The organism is Prevotella veroralis DSM 19559 = JCM 6290 (assembly GCF_000377625.1).
GTDB lineage: Bacteria > Bacteroidota > Bacteroidia > Bacteroidales > Bacteroidaceae > Prevotella > Prevotella veroralis.
In genome coordinates this window covers 1-18,913 of record NZ_KB898328.1, presented here as the reverse complement: position 1 = coordinate 18,913, position 18,913 = coordinate 1, and the positions used below count along the sequence as shown (strand labels likewise).

The following is an 18,913-nucleotide window of genomic DNA, read 5'->3' as shown; positions in this document are numbered from 1 at the left end:
TAACCAACATTATTACTTCTTCGGAGCCCTGATGAGCTGCTTCGAGAGGTCTATATCCGTTGTTACATTACCAGAGAATTTATCCCAAGGACCAGCTGGTGCGACCATTGTTGAGCTCTCTCCATTACGTGGGTTAGGCTGAACTCCAGCGTTACGCTGCGGTAGAGGAATCTGAACGGCACGACGTGGATCGTCTTTCTTCAGCACATCTAATACCTTACTTGGCTGACCGCTGGCATCCATTTCACGGCGTGGAATCTCAATACCATAGCGTTTGATGTCCCACCAACGCTTACCTTCTTGTACGGTCTCAATGCGTCGGAAGCCTAATACACATTGTAACATCGTCTCCTGTACAGAGCCTTCTGCATCAATATCAAAGGCTGGGTGGAGGTGTTTCTTTACTGTTGACTGCAAGTGATCAGCATCATCATAACAGTAATTGACGCCGTTATAGAAGTTTTGAATCAGTGTTGGAGTCAACTGAACAGTAGTATTTACGATGTTGTGCATCCATGCGTTGAGGTCTTCGCAAGCCTTGTCATACTGTTTCTTCATTATGAGTGCCTCTGCTCTACTAAGCAAGACTTCATCCGTAGTAAACAATGGCAAGGTCAGACGGCGGTATCCTGTCTGTGCCACTGGGTCGATGTATTGGAACTTGTAAGCCATCTTATTAAAGAGACAAATATCGAAGTTCGCACCCGCCATATTAACTGGTCGCTTGTAATAACCGCCTGATCCCCATACATTGTTAGCCAAGATGTCCTCGTTGGCACCGAGGAATCGACCATGAGAATAGCGCTTGTAAACAACGTATGCGCCGAGGTAGATACCTGAAGAAGAGTAGAAGTCAGAGAACATAAGGTTACATCCTAAGTCCGCACTGATATAATGATCGATCAATGCATAATTATCATCTGCCATACTTCCGAGTACTGACCAGTCACGCAGCGGACCATTTTGACCACCCAAACAGAGGTCGGCATACTTGATAGCCTCATCCCATTTCTCATAGAAGAGATAGAACCGAGTGGCAAAAGCATAAGCCGCTTTCACGTTGAAGTGATACTTAGGCACCTTATAGTTATCGCCTACTAATGGCAAAGCCTCCTGTAAGTCCTTATCAATCTGTTCGTAGACAGCAGCCACAGAAGCACGTTGATACTTAGCAGCAATCTTCTCCACCTTTGTCGACAAAGGTACTCCTGGATCTTTTGCGCTCGTCTTTGTGTTGTAAGCAAGACCAAACTCATTGACCAAGATAAAGTGTGCATAAGCTCTACATAGCAATGCCTCCGCCTTCAGCTGTTGTGCCTTTTCATCCGTAAACTTATACTCTTTGAGTGATTCGAGCACCTGATTAGCATTCGCAATACACAAGTAACATGACGACCAAAGACGTGTCGGTGCCTCATTCGCAGACTCGGTAACATCCTTCCAGAAGTATATCTGGTCACCCAAACGAGCTCCGTTAGGATTCTCTGCACCATAGTAATCGGCATTATCCGACATCAGTTCGTTCACAAGAGCGTATTCGTTAGAAGGATAGGAACTTGTCAGAAGGTCTGACATCTTATCCTCCGTGTCAAGAACAGTACGATTATCTGGCATTGTATCAAGGTAGTCATCGCAAGAAGAAAGCGTAGTTACAGATACTGCAGTAGCCAGAACCGATAGGAAAATATATTTCTTTTTCATATTATAAATATCTATCTATTATGAGAATACAGTTTCTTATTGTCTCTCTTAAAGTCCTAATCTCAGCGTCAAAGTAAACTGCTTTGGTGTAGGAACAGCCACACCACCAGTATTGAAGAACTCCGGATCCTGTCCGTTGAGCTTCTTATCGGCATAAATCAAGAAGAGATTGGTTGCCTGAAGTTTCATTGCAAGTGTGTTAACACCCAATATCTTCACGATAGACTTAGGGAAGTCGTAACCCAAAGAGATCTCTTTCATACGAATGAAGTCGCCCTTTGCCACACGAACATCCGAATAGTTATATGCGCTGTAAGCATACTTTAGATTAGAATCATTGAAGTTCTGACGGCGAGAAGCTATAACAGGAACGTTCGTTGTCTTCTCATTTCCGGGTACAACCCATCGGTTACGGAACTCCTTAGTCATGGATGTCAAGTCGTCATACTCATTGCTGAAGATATCGTCCAAACGGATGACATTGCCGAAAGAGTAAGTCACGAAGATATTCAGCGAGAAGTTCTTGTAACGGAAGGAGTTACCCAATGAACCCGTAATAGTAGGGTCGATAGGTCCTTCATACTTGAGGAACTTCGTCTTCTCTTTGTCGCGTTCCTGGAAGTAGATGCCTGTTGTGGTAATATTACCATTCTGATCGAGGAACGTTGGGAGTCCTTCTTTATTCAAACCACGGAACGGGATAGAGAACATTGAGCGTACTGGATAACCCACGAGTGGGAAACCTGTACCCTGCACAAGGTCTAAGATACGTGCTGGAGAGTAAAGGTCAGTAATCTTATTCTTGGCATGTGAGAAGATAAGGTCACTGTTCCAAGAGAAGTTCTTACGCTTGATATTCTGTGTAGAAAGCGTGAATTCCAAACCATGTGAGCGCATAGAAGCAACGTTCGCACGCATGAACTCACCATACAACTGGCTATTGAAGTAACCAATGAGGTCATAGTTATTACGCCAGTAAGCATCTATACTGAAGTTAATGCGATTGCTCAAGAAACCTAAGTCAGCACCGATGTTGAACTCATGCTTCTTCTCATAAGTAAGATCGGGGTTACCCATTGTCATGCTCATACCCGTTTCTGACAAGCTTGCAAACGGACGCCAAGGCGTTGAACTACGATAGATTGGGAGCGCATTGGTTACATTTGGACGGTCACCCGTTAGTGAGTAACTCAAGCGCAAAGTAGCATGTGTGAGTGCATCCTTAAATGTATTGGCAAACCAACTCTCCTCATGTGCATTCCAAGCGGTTGATATGTTCCATGTAGGAAGCCAACGGGCAGAACGTGCCTTACCTAAGTAGTTGGTTCCTTCATAGCGTACCGTACCCGTCACCTGATAGCGATGTGCAAAAGAGTAAGTGGCAGTTCCGAAGAAAGCAGCACTACGATAATGGGTGTTATTCATCCAAAAGTAATCCGACTTCTCCTCCTGTCCTTTCTTGAAGACTTGGTATGCGTAGAGTGGAATCTCACCTTTCGTGTATTGCAGACCCCAGCCACGGAACCATGTAGAATGGCGGTTGGTATAGTTTGTTTCCATACCACCATAGACGTTAACGATGTGCTTCTCTGCAAATACATCATTATAAGAAACAGAAAGACGGGTGTCCCAACCGAACGAGCTATTGTCTGTTCTCTCATAGATACCGCCATAAGGAAGAACCGTAATAGGCAAGTCGTAGATGTGATCAGGGTCTTTATACAAGAATGGGTTAGTCTTGCGAATGGTTGACGTACCCATCTCACGATAAGCAAGCGCTTGATTTGAATTATCAAGAATATTATGCTCCTGCGATGTAGCAGCCGACTTCACTGCAGCCAAGAAAGTGAACTTCAACTTGCTCGTAGGCTTATAATCAATGCTACCAGAGATACGGAAGTCATTCACTGCCAAGTCCATATAGTTATTCTCAAGCTCACTGAAGATATTAAACGGTGCATAACTACGTGTATAGAAAGTATGCGGATCCAATGCACGGGATGTATTCAACGCATAAGAATAAGGGTTGATGTCGAAGTCACGCTTTACTGCTCCAGTTACTGGATCAGTATCTGAACTCAACGTTCCCGGAGCCTTCTGCTTACGATAAGAGGCGTTGCCAATGAGATTGACAGAGAGCTTCTTACTTATATTATGTGTAAAGTTGAGGTTTGCGGTGTAACGTTGAACCCTACTGTCAAGCGTCCATCCTGGGTCGAACATTGCTGACAAAGAACCATAGTATTGGCTCTTATCCGTACCACCAGACACACTTACAGAGTGATTGTGCATGATGGCATTAGAGAAGAGTTCGTCAAACCAGTTCGTATTGCGGTACTCTGCATCACGAAGATACGCCAGTTTAGCTTCTGGGGTATTAGGAAGTCCGAACTGCCCCTTATCTGGGTCGTATTGAGTTATCAGTTGATACATCTTTCCGTAGATACCGCTATTGGCTGCATTAGCCGTCTCTGCATAGTTAAGATAGCCCTTTTGCTGCAATTCCTGATAGATCGCCATCTGGTCCTGAGAGTTCATTATGTTGAAATTGCGGTAACTTGGCTTCAGTCGCAAGGTGTATTCTCCAGTGTAATTGATGTGTGCTTGACCTGCACGACCCTTCTTTGTCGTTACAACAATCACACCCGCCATAGCGCGCGCACCATAGATTGAGGTTGCAGAACCGTCCTTCAGGATCTGAAAACTCTCTATATCGTCAGAGTTTAAGCCCGCAATAGCTGAAGAGATAAGGGTGTTAGCATCACCTGAAGAGAGTTCATCAGCCGATACATCGACCACATCTTCCATGATGACACCGTCTACAACCCATAGAGGCTTTGATGATCCGAAGATAGAAGTAGCACCACGCACGCGAATCTTAGGTGCTGTACCAAAGGTTCCCGACACGTTTTGAACGCTCACACCGGCTGCTCGTCCTTCCAAAGAACGGCTCACATCCGCCATACCGTCTATCTTTGCTTTCGATGCATCAATCTTTGTTGCCGCACCAGAGAACAATCTCTTGTCCTGTTGGGTCATACCAGTTACGACCACTTCATTTAGAGTGTGATTGTCGTTAGAAAGCACAACCTTCATCCCAGCCTTCGGACTCAAGGTTTGTGTAACCATACCAATGTAACTCACAACAAGTTTCTTTCCTGCAGGAACATCAAGTGAGAACTTACCGTCAATGTCGGTAACTGTACCCATCGTCGTGCCCTGTACCATGACAGAAGCACCTATGATGGGATCACCATCGTCCTGAGAAACAACAGTACCCGTAATCTTCGTTTGTCCGAAAGCTGTACCAATTGACAGCAAGAGAGCAAACAAGAACAGTGCTAATCTTTTCTCCATAGATCTCGTTTTTGATTTAACTTGAATTGAAATAGTGATATTATACCATTTAATACACCGCTCAGCAATAATGCTTCGCATAGTTATTTTAAGTATAGAATTAGGTCTCTTTTTTTGTGACTTTTGCCACTTTTTAATGTTATTAGTAACTAATTATCATATTTTGAAGCCTATCATACATTGTTAACAGGCTCGATGACAAATTTAGGGAATATTTAGAATAAAAGCAAGTAATTGATATAAAAAATTGCATTTAGCCCTCAATTTTATTGTATCTAATGTTATTTATAATCTAAAAATACGTATCTTATGCAACTAAAAAGCACCTTTCTGTTTAAAAAATGTAAATAAAACACGCATTAAAGAGGCTCTTGTGTAATTCAAAATGCATAATTCATAATTCAAAATTATGATTAGGTAGAGTGGACGAGTTGATAGTTGACAAGTAAACGAGTTATTAGTTCTGTTGGAAACAATGGAGAACCTGTAGGGACAGACGCCCTCGTCTGTCCGCTTATTTACCCTTACACGGCATCCCGTTAGGCAACATCCCCTCCTTCGGAGGGGCTTGGGGAGGCTTTTTATGGCTGTGTTCTGGCGGACAGACGAGGGCGTCTGTCCCTACTCTGTGGCATCCCTGTGGATAGAAAGAACCATTCAAATAGGTTACCGTTAGGCGCTCCTCCCCTTGGGGGAGGCTGGGAGGGGTTTCCAGACGGGGGCGTCTGTCCCTACTTTGTGGCATCCCTTTGGATAGAAAGAACCATTCAAATAGGTTACCGTTAGGCGCTCCTCCCTTTGGGGGAGACTGGGTGGGGTTTCCAGACGGGGGCGCCTATCCTTACAGGTTGGTATGTTCTTTAAATAAAGGAACGCCCTTCTCAATTTGAAGAGGGCGTTCCGTCGCATCGAAGAGAGGCTTCCTTCACATCAAGGAAACGCCCTCTTTGTTTGCAAACAATGCTATCTACTCCCCTCTCCAGTCGGAGAGGGGCTGGGGGTGAGGCTTCTTCTCTCCCTTGGGGGAGGCTGGGAGGGGTTTCCAGACGGGGGCATCTGTCCCTACTTTGAAGTACCTGCCTTGTACACAAACAGCAGTTTTACTTCTTTACTTCTTTATCTTTTTACTTTTACAAAAGGCTCATTTACTTGTTGACTTGTCAACTCGTCAACTTGAACCAACCCTTTCACTCTGTTTTAGCAATGCTTGACTTGGCTACATTAAACCCTGCACAGATTCCCATACCATTATAGATATTGCTGTAGGTGGAGCGTATCTGCGACAGTCCGGCTTGTGCCAATGAATTGTTCGACACGTCATTCAGTGCTTGAAGGAAGCGGTAATAGGCAGGTGTGATGTGATAGAACTCTAATTCAAAACCCTCTTCTATGCCGTACTTTGCCTTTAGCTCTGCTGCTGCCAACGTACTCAAGGGAATACTACGATAGTTTGGTGCAACGTTCAAGTGCAATGTGTAGGTCTGACCATTTATCGTTGCGTCATCGAAGATATAGAAGTCTTGATAGAAATCACTGCTGAAATCGAAGTCATCATCTATATCGGTAATAGGGTTCAAAAGTCTCTCGCTTGATGTGGCAATGGGCAGATACTCCGCCGAATGGGCTATATTTACAGCCACACTGTCCCAATGCTCTGTGTCACGATAGCGCATGTAATCATCATACGAGGCAAAACTTTGCACGTAATGCATTGTGTTATCGGCATTTCGATGATAACAATGTACGATACAGGCATTGATCACCTTTGCCTTTATTCGCACCGCATAATAATCGTGTGAGGGTGCTGGATCGGTGAACGTGGCCATCACCTGCTGGTAAGTTCGCAGTTCGGATGATGATAAATCCTTTACTTTTACCTTCCTTACTGATAGGTTATTAGCAGTGATAACAGGGGGTATCTCCGTTGAAGCATCAACTGATGTCAACCCCTCCGCTTCTACATGCAGGTTCACTTTATCACCTGTTTTCTGATGCGCCACGACCCTATATCGTCCGTCACCGAGTGTTGTTACTGGAAGAGCCTGCCCATTCAAATGATAGTCAATGTGTGCATTATCGATCATAGGGTTCGATTTTCTATCATTCAACTGCTTCAAGGGAATACTGCGAGAAACGGTGATGTAGGTAGTATCAGATGCAGAAGGCATACAATAAACCACCATCTTTGCAGATGCTTCTGGCAGGTTATCAATATTGAAATCATCCTTACATCCCATTATAAATAAGGTGAGAGACAAGAGGAGAAATAGCTTTTTCATATTGTAGATGATTAGAATTTAATTGTGTAACTGAACGATGGAATCACTGGAATAAAGGCGTTATTCTTTACTCGCACATGGTGGTCTCCAGTGATTTTAACCCTTACCCAGAGTGAATTAAGATGGCAATAAGCATTATAGAGGCTTATGTTCCATATACGCTCATGACCTTTCTTTGTGGTGTGATGGAGGTCAAATCCGAGATCTAAACGATGGTAGGCAGGGAGAACAACATTGTTAGGTCGTTCGTAAGCGAAGCTCAGATTACTATCATCCGAACCATCGAAGTGCTGCCTTTGTCCCCCTTCTTGACCTGGAACAACAGGCAATCCAATGTATTGTGTTGGTATGGTCATACGGTTACCCGTATGGAATGACCATGCAGCGAAAGCCGAGATCTTACGACAAAGTTGCCATCGTGCAGAGAGCGAGAGCCTATGGCGGTTGTCAAACTTATCATAGAACCAAGTGTTGAAGAAGTCATCAAACTTCTTCTCAGCCCATGATAACGTGTAAGAACCATGTAGGGTGAGGTTGGAGCGATGGTAGTCAGCATCCAATTCAACGCCGTATGAACGTCCTTCCCCATCCATTACCATATAGTCCCAATTGGTTGCTGGCGGTTCTAAACCGGCCCAGCTCGCATATTGCAAGATGTGAGTTGAATGTTTGTAATAACCTTCCAGCGACAGTGTCCAGTGTTTGTTGGGTTGCATATATGTCCCTGCAGCCACCTGCCAAGAGCGCATTGGGTGCAGACGAGCAGTCGTTGGCACCCAGTAATCAGTAGGGAGATCAAGGAAAGAATTGGCTATCTTGTGTACAAACTGGCTCATCATCGTGTAACTGACCTTAATAGATAGCTTCTCAAAGGGCTGATATTTCATGGCAAGACGGGGACTCAAGGTGGTGAAAGTCTTCCCACTAATATGGAAGATGTCGGCATTTACACCGCCATTCACGCTCCACTTATCGTTCACAGTCACCTCATCTTCAGCGTAGAGAGTCACCTGATGGGCTACATTTCGGTTATTGCTATGTCCCGAAATGGTGTCATTTGCATTAGTCCCATCACTTGCATAGCTATCAAAATGCGTGTAAGTCTGTGGTCGGAACATGTGATGTGTGTAGTCTTGACCGAACAGTATGTGATGATGTGGACTTGGTCTGAAGTCGAAAGCAGCCCTATAACCAATGTCATCAATGGTTGACCGGTAGCCATGTGATAGGAATGTCACCTCATCGTCCTGTCCTTTTCGCGTGATAACCGACTTATCCGACGTGTTAACAGTTGAACGGTTATGCGTGTAAACAGCCGTTAGATTGGCAAAAAGCATTGGTGAGAACTGATAGTTCCAATCGATTGCTGCATTGAAATTACCCCAATGGAAGCGGTTCTTATAGACGTCATAATCGGTGGAAGTATTGTTATTATAGATGTAACGTGACTCATCTTTCGAACGGAGTCGGTCCTCGCCTGAATAGATACTCAGCGACAATCGTGATCGGGAAGAGAATACATTGGTTAGTTTGAGATTAAGGTCATGGAAGAAATAAGATACATCCATCTTGTCTTCATCATGGTTATTTCGATTATAGATAGCGAAGAATGGACGCGTTAACAGGTCTAACCAACTGCGGCGAAGACCGATGTTATAAGAAGTCTTACCCTTTCGGATAGGTCCTTCAAAGTGCAGACTGCCATCTAAAAGACCGATTCGGTAGCTACCATGAGAGCGATAGAAGTCACCATCGGCAGTACGTACATCGATCACACTTGATAGTCTTCCACCATAACGAGCAGGGAATCCACTCTTATAAAAGTCGACGTTCTTCACCGCATCAGCATTGAAGGAAGAGAAGAGACCGAGGCTGTGATTGGTGTGATAAAGCGGAGTTCCATCTATAAGAAACAAGTTCTCATCGCTGTTCCCACCGTGTACATAGAGTCCACTGGAGAGTTCCATACCCTCTGCCACGCCGCTTGTTCGTTGCAAAGTCTTGATGACATCGGGGCTACTCATCAGCGAAAACTCGGTCTTGATATCGCTTTGTGAAAGCGACAACTTACCTGTTTGCGTCTTTAATAATGGTGAATTGAGGTCGGTGGTGATAGTCACTTCGTCCAATTGGGTGTCCCCTTGCAACACGAAATCGTGGTTTCTATTGTTTGTGAGAACCACCTTCTCCACGAGTGTTTTATAACCCACATAACTGCATCGGAGTTCGTGTTGCCCCTCAACTAAGGTCAACGAGAAATGTCCATAAGCATTGGTCATCGTCCCTTGACGCGTTATGAGGTCGTAAACAGTTGCATTGATGAGTGGCTCACCATTGCTATCTTTCACATAACCACTTAGTGTGAAGCGTTGCTGTTGGTTATCCTCTACGTTGTTATTACATGTTTCTTTCTTTACAAAAGAGAGTTCTGGAAAAATGTTTGAAGGAGTCTTTGCTGTTCCTGCGAGTGTATTCATGGCACAAAGCAGGATGAGTGTAGATAATTGTTGTCCGTTCATTAGGTTTTATTTTATGCTGCAAAAATAATGAAAAAGGATGACATATACGAGAAGGGAACGCTATCCCTTCATTCAAAAGGGGCATACCCCAACTATAAATAGGTGTTTCTAAACTCGATATATGCCTTGAACAAACTGGCATTGGCATCGGCTACAACCTTTACAATCTCCGCAGAGATAAAGAGGAAAAGGAAGACTGATATGATGAACAAAAGGCTGAATCCAAAGAATATCCATAGGTCGCCATCCTCATACTTCTCCTGAAATTGGCGCAGACGAGAGCTTGATTTCGACATAAACTCGCTTGCGTTATCGGTTGCATTACGCAATGTTTCGCCAGCATGTAACGATGCCTGAAGGGCTTTGTGAGACGCTTCAGCTAGCTTCTCACGCATCTCTGCCAGCTTTTCTTTTGAAGGATTATTAATGAGGTTGGTCTCCACTGTGGGCAACTTAGCCGCTTTCTTCACTTCGATGGGAGTAGCATCTGCCAAGGGAAGTACTGAACGGGCACGGGTGCGGAAAGCTGTCGGTGCATCGAAGCGACAGGTTAATACATTACCACAATATGGACAACGATACTTCATTGTCCCATACTTCTCCGTCTCAGCCACAAAGTTGCGACCACATTCATTACATTTAACTGTGTACCTCATTACGCCGACAAAATTATAAAAAATACTTGAATCACGAATGAGAATATCGATATTTTAAAGTGGTGAAAGTTCTTTCTTTGTGGGATAGGTACATACTTCTGTGTTATTGACGATGGTTGCTCGGTGCGTAACGAGGCGGTACTTCACCCGTCCCCTCTCCGAATGGAATAACCCCACCCAGCCTCCCCCAAGGGGAGAGAAGAAGCCTCACCCCCAACCCCTCTCCGAATGGAGAGGGGAGTAAATACTACTATTAGCAAACAAAGAGGGCGTTTCTTCGATGTGAAGAGACGCCCTCTTCATTGCAAGGAAACGCCCTCTTCGATTGAAAGAAGGCGTTCCTTTCATTTTAAAATACTATTACCTCTGTATCTGTCAGGTATTGGCGTACATGTAAATGGTACTATTCACGCCCCTCTCCATTCGGAGAGGGGACGGGGGAGAGGCTGTAGAGGGGCTGGGGGTGAGGCTGTTGAGGAGTTGTAAGTGAGGCTCCTTTTTCCCTCTTATTGCAAGTCTTTCAGCATAATTGGATGGTCAAGATTCTCAATAGTCACATTGTTCGTAGAACATTCAATGCCCTTAGCAGCATCGGTAATCTTCGAACTCGTTGATTTCTCCGAACCATTCATCTTGAAGTAAAGCTCCAATCCTTCCGACTTCGGATCGACGCTTAGCATGTTCTGCTTAATCTGATTCTCTGTTCGAGCAACACTCCATACACGCACCTCACTCATGTATCCATAGAACGGGCGAGTACCCCATGGGAAGTTAGGAATCTTACCAATGTTAAAGCCAACATCGCTGTTTGGACTGAAGCCGGGTATGCTCCAAGCTGATTCTGCCCACTTCGTGCCATTGAGATACATGACTGTCTTGCCCGTAGCCTGGTCGTAAGTCAAGGCGATGTGATACCACTTATTGGTCTGCAAAGCCTCTGGAGCTTCGTAATGCTGCTGTCCTGCAATCTGCAAAATATCCTTTGCAATACCGCCGCCAACATCTCCAATGCGTAGAATCATTATACCTTCAGTACCCATGATTGTATTGTTATTACCAAAGTAATAAGGGTTAATTAAGGCCTCGTAGGTAAATGACTTGAAGTACGTTCCAGTAGGGAATTTAACCGAGATAAAGCTGTCGTAGAATAGAGCAACCTTACTAATTCTGATTGGTTTAGCTAATAAGATGTACTCAATGTCTTCGCCTTCTATGATGGAAGTAGAGCTTGAATGAACCTTAACAGGGAGCATATAGTTCTTGCCCTCTTCGAGTTGATCAAGGTTATTAAGGCTCAACACCACCTTATCGGCATAGATTTGTCCTACCTCAATGGTCGATGATGTCTTGCTTAATGTGGCGTTTTCTGCCTTGTAAGCAATATAATCAGTACCATACTTGTGATTGTAAGTAGTGACGAGTGAAGGGTCTGCCAATGAGTAAGAAACAGCCGTTGAGGATGATTGCTTATTGGAAATTCGTGCCGTGATGTCAACATCCAGACTCGTACCAGAATCCGGCATGGACACGTGTTGCACGTTATTTTCAAAGTAAACCTTCGCTTTCAAGAGGTCGTTCTCACTATCTTGACAAGCGGCAATAGACAATGCTACAAGGCTTAAGGATAGATATTTTATAATTGAAAACTTCATATTCTCTGTGTTATTTGAAATTTAATAATATGCGACGATAGCCTCTTTTAGTTGTCAGACTTGTACGGAGTGCCATTCTTCTTCCAGTCTTCAAAGACCTTCTGATTGATCTGTATCGCTTGACGCATCCATTTGTAATTAGGCGTGTTATCGTAGTCATTATCGAAGCGATAGGCTCCGAAGCCACCCTTGTAACCCTTAGTTGGCATACTGGCAGCTTGTCTCAAGAGTACACCACCCGTCTTGAAGGATGACTCAAAGTTGTCAGTTGTGATGATAGACTTCGGATCGATACCATATTGATCATAGTAGGTTGAACGTCCATAAGCCTGATCGATCCAATAGTCAACATAGCCTTCCAAGGCTTGAGTTAAGCTCCAAATATGCCCATCGATACAGATGAGTCGGTGTCCTTTATGGTCTGGATCACTCTTCGGACCGATGTATTTATTCATCTCCTTAACCAAGTAGATGAGGTCCTCGTTACGGCTTAGTGTACCGTCCATATCGAACACTCCACTGCCAATCTCCCAATCGATGTCATATCCGTCCCAGTCGTTTGCAACTAAGGAGTCGCACAATGCCTTTGCAAAACGGCTCAGTGCCTGCTTATGACTATCGCTGTCAACATTACCATCAAAACCCCAGAACTTCCAACGAGCCTGTTTCTTGGCTTCGTTCAAACGATTGGCATCATTCGCCCAACCCTCTTTCTCGGCTTGTTTCTCTACTGCCGTATAGACAGAATCAGGGGTACGTCCCTTGCCAATGTAGGATAATAGGGTTACTTCCAGCAGCTTTGTGCCCTTAACCTTCTGCACAAACTCCTTGTCAGCCTTTTGTTCTGGGGTAATCTTGAAGCGGTTAGGAGCACCGCTCCACATGGACACGATGTCCATACTGTCAGGCATTGAGGTGAGGTAGCCACGGCGATAAGTACCTGCAGGAGACCAGTTGGAATACCAGCCAAAAGCTACTGGTCGACCATAATTAACCGCTTGCTGCTTGTAAGCACGTAGGTCGGCATAATACTTCTCACTCTGCTTGTTGTTCATTGTGTTATAACCACCAATGTGGTCAAACGGCTCATTTTCAACATCAGTCATATTACTGCAAGCACAGAAGATAAAGCCTGCGCAAAGGGTTAGTAATAGACTTGCATATCTTAAGTTCTTCATTATCTTTCGCTTTATTATTAATGATTCTTATTGTCCCACCATAGTCTTGTGCCGGCTTTATCTTGCCCACCACGAAGCATCTGGCGTGCTTTCTCCAGGTTTTCAATGTCCTCCTTTGAGGTTGCCTTATTAGTTGGGAAACGCATACGGCGTATGCCCGTCTGTGTGTCAACCTCACCATTACTGTGGTTAGAGATGGCTGTATGGAGTTTAGGATAGCCCGTTCTGCGATACTCTGACCATGCTTCTTGACCATTAGGATAGAGTGCGATCCACTTTTGAATCATAATCTTCTCGAGCTTCTCCTCGTCTGTTCCAGTCCACTCTGTCGTTGCATTCGTAACAGCTGGTGCATCAACATTCACGTTAGGATTGCTCATGTGCAATGAATAAGTTAGTGGGGTGAGTCCAGAACTGATATAGGTGTCAACCTCAGAAGATGGTATGCCGTTCTCTTCGAAAGATGTTTCTATACCTTTCTTATATAGGTCTTCAGCCGTTTGACCTACTGGGAAGCCGTGGAGGGCAGCCTCTGCTAAGAGGAAGTAAACCTCTGATGCACGCATCCAATACGTAGGAGTTGCTGTCGTGATAGCTGGTCGGGAGGCACCTTTGAAGGTGTTGTTTGAACTCACATCGTGACCTGTCGGCACCGCAAGATAGTTTCCCATAGCGTCAACAGAGACTGCCTGAGGGAGGGTGCTTGTCGTGAAGTACTTCTCCAAACGTGGGTCTTGGTAACCGCCCAAGTAGGCTAACATGGATGAACCCATTCGACATTCATTATACTGATTGATCAATACATCGAGGTTATTCTGGAACACTAATCCAGCTCCTCTGTCCATCTTTGCCTCGTCAGCCTTAGCCCTCATCACGCCATAAGGATGGTTGATAGCTTGCATAGCATACTTCTTAGAGAGGTCTTGGTCGGCGTAGTAAACACGCATAGCAAGGCGCAACATCAATGAATTAGCATATACGACCCACTTATGGACATCGCCTCCATAAACGGCATCAGCCTTTGGTAACAAGAGAGTTGTACCATTATCAGCGTATCGCGTGAGCACATCTATTGCCGCTGTCAGCTCTTCGAACATAGCTTTATAAACATCCTCTTGACTATCGTAAGGCACAGTGATGAGTCCTTTTCCAGCCTCTTTGTAAGGGATGGGACCGAACATGTCCGTTGCTTTATGCCATGCAGATATCTTCAAGATCTGCGCTAATGCGAATGCTTCAGGGAACTTCGTCTCGGTCTTCCCCTTGAGATCCTGCCATAGAGGAACTACTGTTGAATAAGCCTCTGTATAGGATGATGCAACCCAACCATCACGTAGGAAGTAATTGAGGTTATTAGGTCCTCCCCAGTTATTGTTCTGTCCGAAGTAACCGCTCCAGCAGTCTGCTGCGAGGTTGTACGCCGTCTGATAACGATTGACGACATCGGTTCCGTCGGCTTGAGTTCCTACTGGGACAACACACTTCTCCATGGCTGTTATAGGACCACCAATTACTATTCCGTCCATCAGTCCCTCCTCTGGGAGCAGTTCAAACTGATTGGTATTGATCTTCTCAAAGTCGCATGATGCGAACAAAGAAAGCATCAATACACCTGCTATATATTTATATACTTTTGCTTTCATACTATGTTAGAATTAGAATTAAACATGCCTATCAACACGCTTAGAACTTAAATTTTAGGCTGAACCCATAGCTCTTCAAACTTGGTTGCATGAAGTAGTCATTACCTTGACCATACGTTCCTGTTGAGGAAGTAAGCTCAGGATCAAATGGAGCTTTGCAGTAGATCATCCAAGGATTGGTAGCTACGAACGATAGTGTAAGGTCTCTAACAACATTGTTAAACCAGCGTGGATTGAACTTATAACTCAATGTCAACTCCTGCAATCGGACGTTAGTAGCACTATAGCAGTAGTATCCCGCAAGGTCTGTCTCACCGGTTGCAACAAGCGTATAATACTTCTTTGCATCATAGAGACCTTGGTTAGGTAGCATTACACCACCAGCATCTCGGGCATCAGCTGAAGCCTTCGACACACCGAAACGATCTAACAATGCCTGTGTTGAAGAGGTCACAACGCCACCGAAACGAGCATTGATAAGGAAAGAAAGACCGAAGTTCTTGTACGTGAAAGTGTTGTTCCAGCCCATCGTGAAGTCTGGAGTTGTCTTGCCAAGGTATATTGGGTCGACTGTTTCGAGGTTGATTCCGCCTGACGGACTTACGTTAACAAAGCCCTGATTGTCCTTTGCTAACACCTTACGGGCATAGATGTCATTGATGGAACCACCCACCTTTAGTAATACACGACCCTTATCCTTCGATACCTCGGGGATATTGATTGGCTTCGGACTTAACGGATGATGATAGTTCTTAACCATCTCTTTTATCTCATTAACGTTCTTTGAGTAAACAAGAGAAGAGTTCCATTGAAGACCTCCGAAGTTATCTGTGTAGCCCAGAGACATTTCAATTCCTCGGTTCTCAACATTGCCCGCTTGCAAGTAAACTGCTTTATATCCAGAACTCTCCGGGAGCTCTCCGATGAATGTTTGGTTATATGTGTTTGACTTGTACCAAGTGAAGTCGAACGATAGTTTCTGCCAGAAACGTACAGTCAAACCAAGCTCGTATGACTTCGTACGCTCAGCCTTGTAATCGGTGAAGGGATAGATGTCTGTGGATTTAAGACTTCCACCAACAAGAGGCGTGGTGATGGTTCCCGGGGTCATACCAGAGCGTGATACAGGGGATCCGACTTCGGTATATGAGCCTCGAACCTTCAGATAAGAGATACATGAAGGGAGCTTAACCATTTCGGAGATAATACCAGATAAGCCCACTGAAGGATAGAAGAATGACTCCTCAGAAGAGTTCACAAGACGTGAATTCCAGTCGTTTCTACCTGTCAAAGTGAGGTAGAGCATACTCTTCCAACCCAATTCGGCACTAGCAAAAGCAGCTACGTTTCTAACGTTCGACTCGCCACCTTTCTCACGAACCTTACTATCCGATGGGTCGATGTTATTGAGTGAGAATTTGTTAGGAACTAATACTAAGTTACCTCCATAACCACGTGTTAGCGATCCATAGTCCGAATAACTGTAACCCACGTTGGCTGCTATACTGAAGTCACCAAAGTGCTTGTTGATATTAGCTATTGCATCAATGTAAGTCTGATGATCCTTATAATCGTAATAGTCATACGCTCCGTTGGCTTTTGCGAAGTAATCGTAAGAAGACGCATAAATCTTTCTTTCACTTGTCATAAAGGTCTGATCCAAACGCACACGGGCTGCTACACTCAGCCAATCACAGATGTTATAGGTCAGACCAGCATTGAACATGAAGCGATCCTTATCGTCTGGTGCCAAGTTACGATAGGCTGTCCAGTAAGGGTTCTGATTGGCAAATCGACTATCAAGGATAGGCCAGTACTGTGTTGGGAAGTTACGTACATTATTGTAACGTTCGAATGTCTTGATTGCTTCAAACGACTCCCCACGTGGGAAGAGATAGGCTGCGACGATTGGATTCCAGTACTCGCCCTGTGACACCATGTTATTATCCTTCTGTTTAATATACGATGCACCGAGGTCTAACTGTACCTTTTTATTAAACATGCGAGTGGTATTTCGTACCGTAAAGTTATATCTGTCATAAGTGTTATTCGGTACTATGCCACGTGAGTTAGTGGCTGCTACTGAAGCGAAGGTTTGGTTTATCTCGTTACCTGCATTTATAGTTAGAGCATTGATGAAGTTCGTTCCTGTACGGAAGAAATCTTTCTTTGGATCATACGAACTGGGCTTATCCAGTTTCTCACCCCAGCTCTCATACGAACCTTGTTTATTGCCATACTTGTTTTGAAACTTAGGCATTAACAAAGGCGAACTGAAGTCGGCAGAAGTAGAGAAGGCTATCTCCACACGCCCTTCCTTACCCTTCTTTGTGGTAATGAGGATCGCTCCGTTAGCAGCGTTACTACCATAGAGTGCGGCAGCAGAAGGACCTGCGAGGACGTTAATACTCTCAATATCTTCAGGGTTGAGGTCGGCTATTCCCTCACTACTAACGCGCCCCTCACCCATGATACCACTATCTGTTCCACCGCTAAAGTTGAACAATGGGATACCATCAATCACGTATAACACATTGTTATCGCCCTCAATTGACTTTGCACCACGCATGATGACACGTGTAGCACCACCAACGCCACTGGCACTCTTAGAGATACTTACACCCGCAATCTTACCATTCAAGGAGTTGACGAAATTGGCATCCTTGTTTCGAGTAAGCTCTTCCGAAGCTAACTTCTGAACGTTGTAGCTCAATGCTTTCTCGGCTCTCTTGATACCCAGAGCGGTTACAACTACCTCGTTCATAGCGTTTGCCTCTTCTTTCAGAGTTACATTGAAAGTTTGCTTCCCGTTGACGGCAATCGTCTGAGAAGTATAACCAACGTAAGAGAAGACGAGCTTTGCTGTAGGCTTCGTGTTCAACATAAAGTTACCATCAATATCGGTAACTGTACCCTCGGTCGTACCTTCGACCATAACTGAGGCACCAATCAATGGCTCGCCCGAAGCGTCTACCACCTTACCAGTCACCTTGTGATTACCACTCTGCTGAACGGCTTGCACTGATGTTTCTTGGCTGATACTCGTACCTGCATTAGCACTCATTGGCATGAAAGCCATCGAGCAGACAAAAGCAACTGAGAAGTACAGATGCTTCTGCGTAGATTCCTTAAAGTTCTTCATCAGGTTTAGGTTTTTAATTATATGAATATTTGATTTTATACTTCTAATGGATTCGTAAGGAGTGAATAACAGATTTATCGTCTACTGCAAACCATCCTTTTTACACCTTATTATGTATAGGAACTTGTTTTATTTTTTAGGTTCTTACGATTTCTTAGGTTTCATGTGTCTCCCAACAATTCACTCCCAATATTATTGGACGAATGTTTTTGTATTGTTCTTCATCCCATCTTACCAATGAGGATACTATACAATTCCACATTAAAGGCACAACTCCTTATCTATTACAGCCTATATGAGACAATCCATTTAAGGCTATTCTCAATGTACCTTAGCGCATGCAAAAGTAACAATTTATTACTGATAATCGAATAAAACGCCCCTAATAATATAGTAATTAAATGATTTTAACTATTAAAGTTGAATATGTATAGACAATTTGAAAGCACCCAATAAATAAGTTTCAAACTATTATTAAGATTAGATGAAGTTCCCCTATCAATCTAAAATAACGTGAGTTCGACGAATTCAGAACAATGCAAGCTGTGTGTCCATGGTTCTTTGTATATTGATGCACGGCTTCTTTGGAAACAGACAATAGGCGGCAATGGCTCCTAATAAGTTGACGATGAAATTGTCAAAGCATCTATGTCTGGAGTGCTCTACTTGTGCAATGTTCTTAAGTTCATCATTCACAGTTTCTATAATGGCTCTTTTTCTGAGTAAAAGTCTGTCTGAAACACTCATTAAACATCCTTTCATGTTACTTTTCAATTTGGTTATAAG

At 44.1% G+C, this 18,913-nt stretch carries 10 protein-coding genes; all 10 read right to left on the bottom strand.

What is annotated here, in order from left to right; all coding sequences use genetic code 11:
* Window positions 1-12: 12 nt before the first annotated feature.
* Entirely contained in the window at window positions 13-1,701 is a 1,689-nt protein-coding gene (locus tag D464_RS0104945) for a RagB/SusD family nutrient uptake outer membrane protein (RefSeq protein ID WP_018910414.1), read from the bottom strand.
* A 48-nt stretch (window positions 1,702-1,749) separates the two neighbouring features.
* Window positions 1,750-5,058: a SusC/RagA family TonB-linked outer membrane protein gene (locus tag D464_RS0104940; RefSeq protein WP_018910413.1), complete on the bottom strand. Its 3,309-nt coding sequence runs from the start codon at window positions 5,056-5,058 to the stop codon at window positions 1,750-1,752.
* 1,187 nt (window positions 5,059-6,245) lie between these two features.
* Window positions 6,246-7,337, bottom strand: coding sequence for a DUF4249 domain-containing protein (locus D464_RS0104935; protein WP_018910412.1), 1,092 nt, complete (start codon window positions 7,335-7,337; stop codon window positions 6,246-6,248).
* A gap of 11 nt (window positions 7,338-7,348) precedes the next feature.
* A complete protein-coding gene (locus D464_RS0104930) occupies window positions 7,349-9,856 on the bottom strand; it encodes a TonB-dependent receptor (protein ID WP_018910411.1) in 2,508 nt (835 codons plus the stop codon).
* A 92-nt stretch (window positions 9,857-9,948) separates the two neighbouring features.
* Window positions 9,949-10,512 (bottom strand): TFIIB-type zinc ribbon-containing protein, encoded by a 564-nt coding sequence (locus D464_RS0104925; protein WP_018910410.1) that lies wholly within the window; start codon window positions 10,510-10,512, stop codon window positions 9,949-9,951.
* Window positions 10,513-11,018: 506 nt separating this feature from the next.
* The gene (locus D464_RS0104920) at window positions 11,019-12,164 is read right to left on the bottom strand and encodes a DUF1735 and LamG domain-containing protein (protein WP_018910409.1); all 1,146 of its coding nucleotides are present in this window, start codon (window positions 12,162-12,164) and stop codon (window positions 11,019-11,021) included.
* A 47-nt stretch (window positions 12,165-12,211) separates the two neighbouring features.
* A complete protein-coding gene (locus tag D464_RS0104915; protein WP_024985984.1) occupies window positions 12,212-13,342 on the bottom strand; it encodes a glycoside hydrolase family 18 in 1,131 nt (376 codons plus the stop codon).
* A gap of 17 nt (window positions 13,343-13,359) precedes the next feature.
* On the bottom strand, window positions 13,360-14,985 hold the full coding sequence (locus tag D464_RS0104910) for a RagB/SusD family nutrient uptake outer membrane protein (protein ID WP_018910407.1): 1,626 nt from the start codon (window positions 14,983-14,985) through the stop codon (window positions 13,360-13,362).
* Between the two features lie 40 nt (window positions 14,986-15,025).
* Window positions 15,026-18,127, bottom strand: a complete 3,102-nt coding sequence (locus D464_RS0104905; RefSeq protein WP_018910406.1) for a SusC/RagA family TonB-linked outer membrane protein — start codon at window positions 18,125-18,127, stop codon at window positions 15,026-15,028.
* A gap of 528 nt (window positions 18,128-18,655) precedes the next feature.
* On the bottom strand, window positions 18,656-18,913 hold a 258-nt coding region (locus D464_RS0104900), incomplete at its 5' end, for a transposase (RefSeq protein ID WP_018910405.1).

What these genes read in the sequence shown, in the direction of transcription:
- D464_RS0104945 (WP_018910414.1), bottom strand. Translation starts at nt 1,701, where the DNA reads ATGAAAAAGAAATATATTTTCCTATCGGTTCTGGCTACTGCAGTATCT.
- D464_RS0104940 (WP_018910413.1), bottom strand. Translation starts at nt 5,058, where the DNA reads ATGGAGAAAAGATTAGCACTGTTCTTGTTTGCTCTCTTGCTGTCAATT.
- D464_RS0104935 (WP_018910412.1), bottom strand. Translation starts at nt 7,337, where the DNA reads ATGAAAAAGCTATTTCTCCTCTTGTCTCTCACCTTATTTATAATGGGA.
- D464_RS0104930 (WP_018910411.1), bottom strand. Translation starts at nt 9,856, where the DNA reads ATGAACGGACAACAATTATCTACACTCATCCTGCTTTGTGCCATGAAT.
- D464_RS0104925 (WP_018910410.1), bottom strand. Translation starts at nt 10,512, where the DNA reads ATGAGGTACACAGTTAAATGTAATGAATGTGGTCGCAACTTTGTGGCT.
- D464_RS0104920 (WP_018910409.1), bottom strand. Translation starts at nt 12,164, where the DNA reads ATGAAGTTTTCAATTATAAAATATCTATCCTTAAGCCTTGTAGCATTG.
- D464_RS0104915 (WP_024985984.1), bottom strand. Translation starts at nt 13,342, where the DNA reads ATGAAGAACTTAAGATATGCAAGTCTATTACTAACCCTTTGCGCAGGC.
- D464_RS0104910 (WP_018910407.1), bottom strand. Translation starts at nt 14,985, where the DNA reads ATGAAAGCAAAAGTATATAAATATATAGCAGGTGTATTGATGCTTTCT.
- D464_RS0104905 (WP_018910406.1), bottom strand. Translation starts at nt 18,127, where the DNA reads ATGAAGAACTTTAAGGAATCTACGCAGAAGCATCTGTACTTCTCAGTT.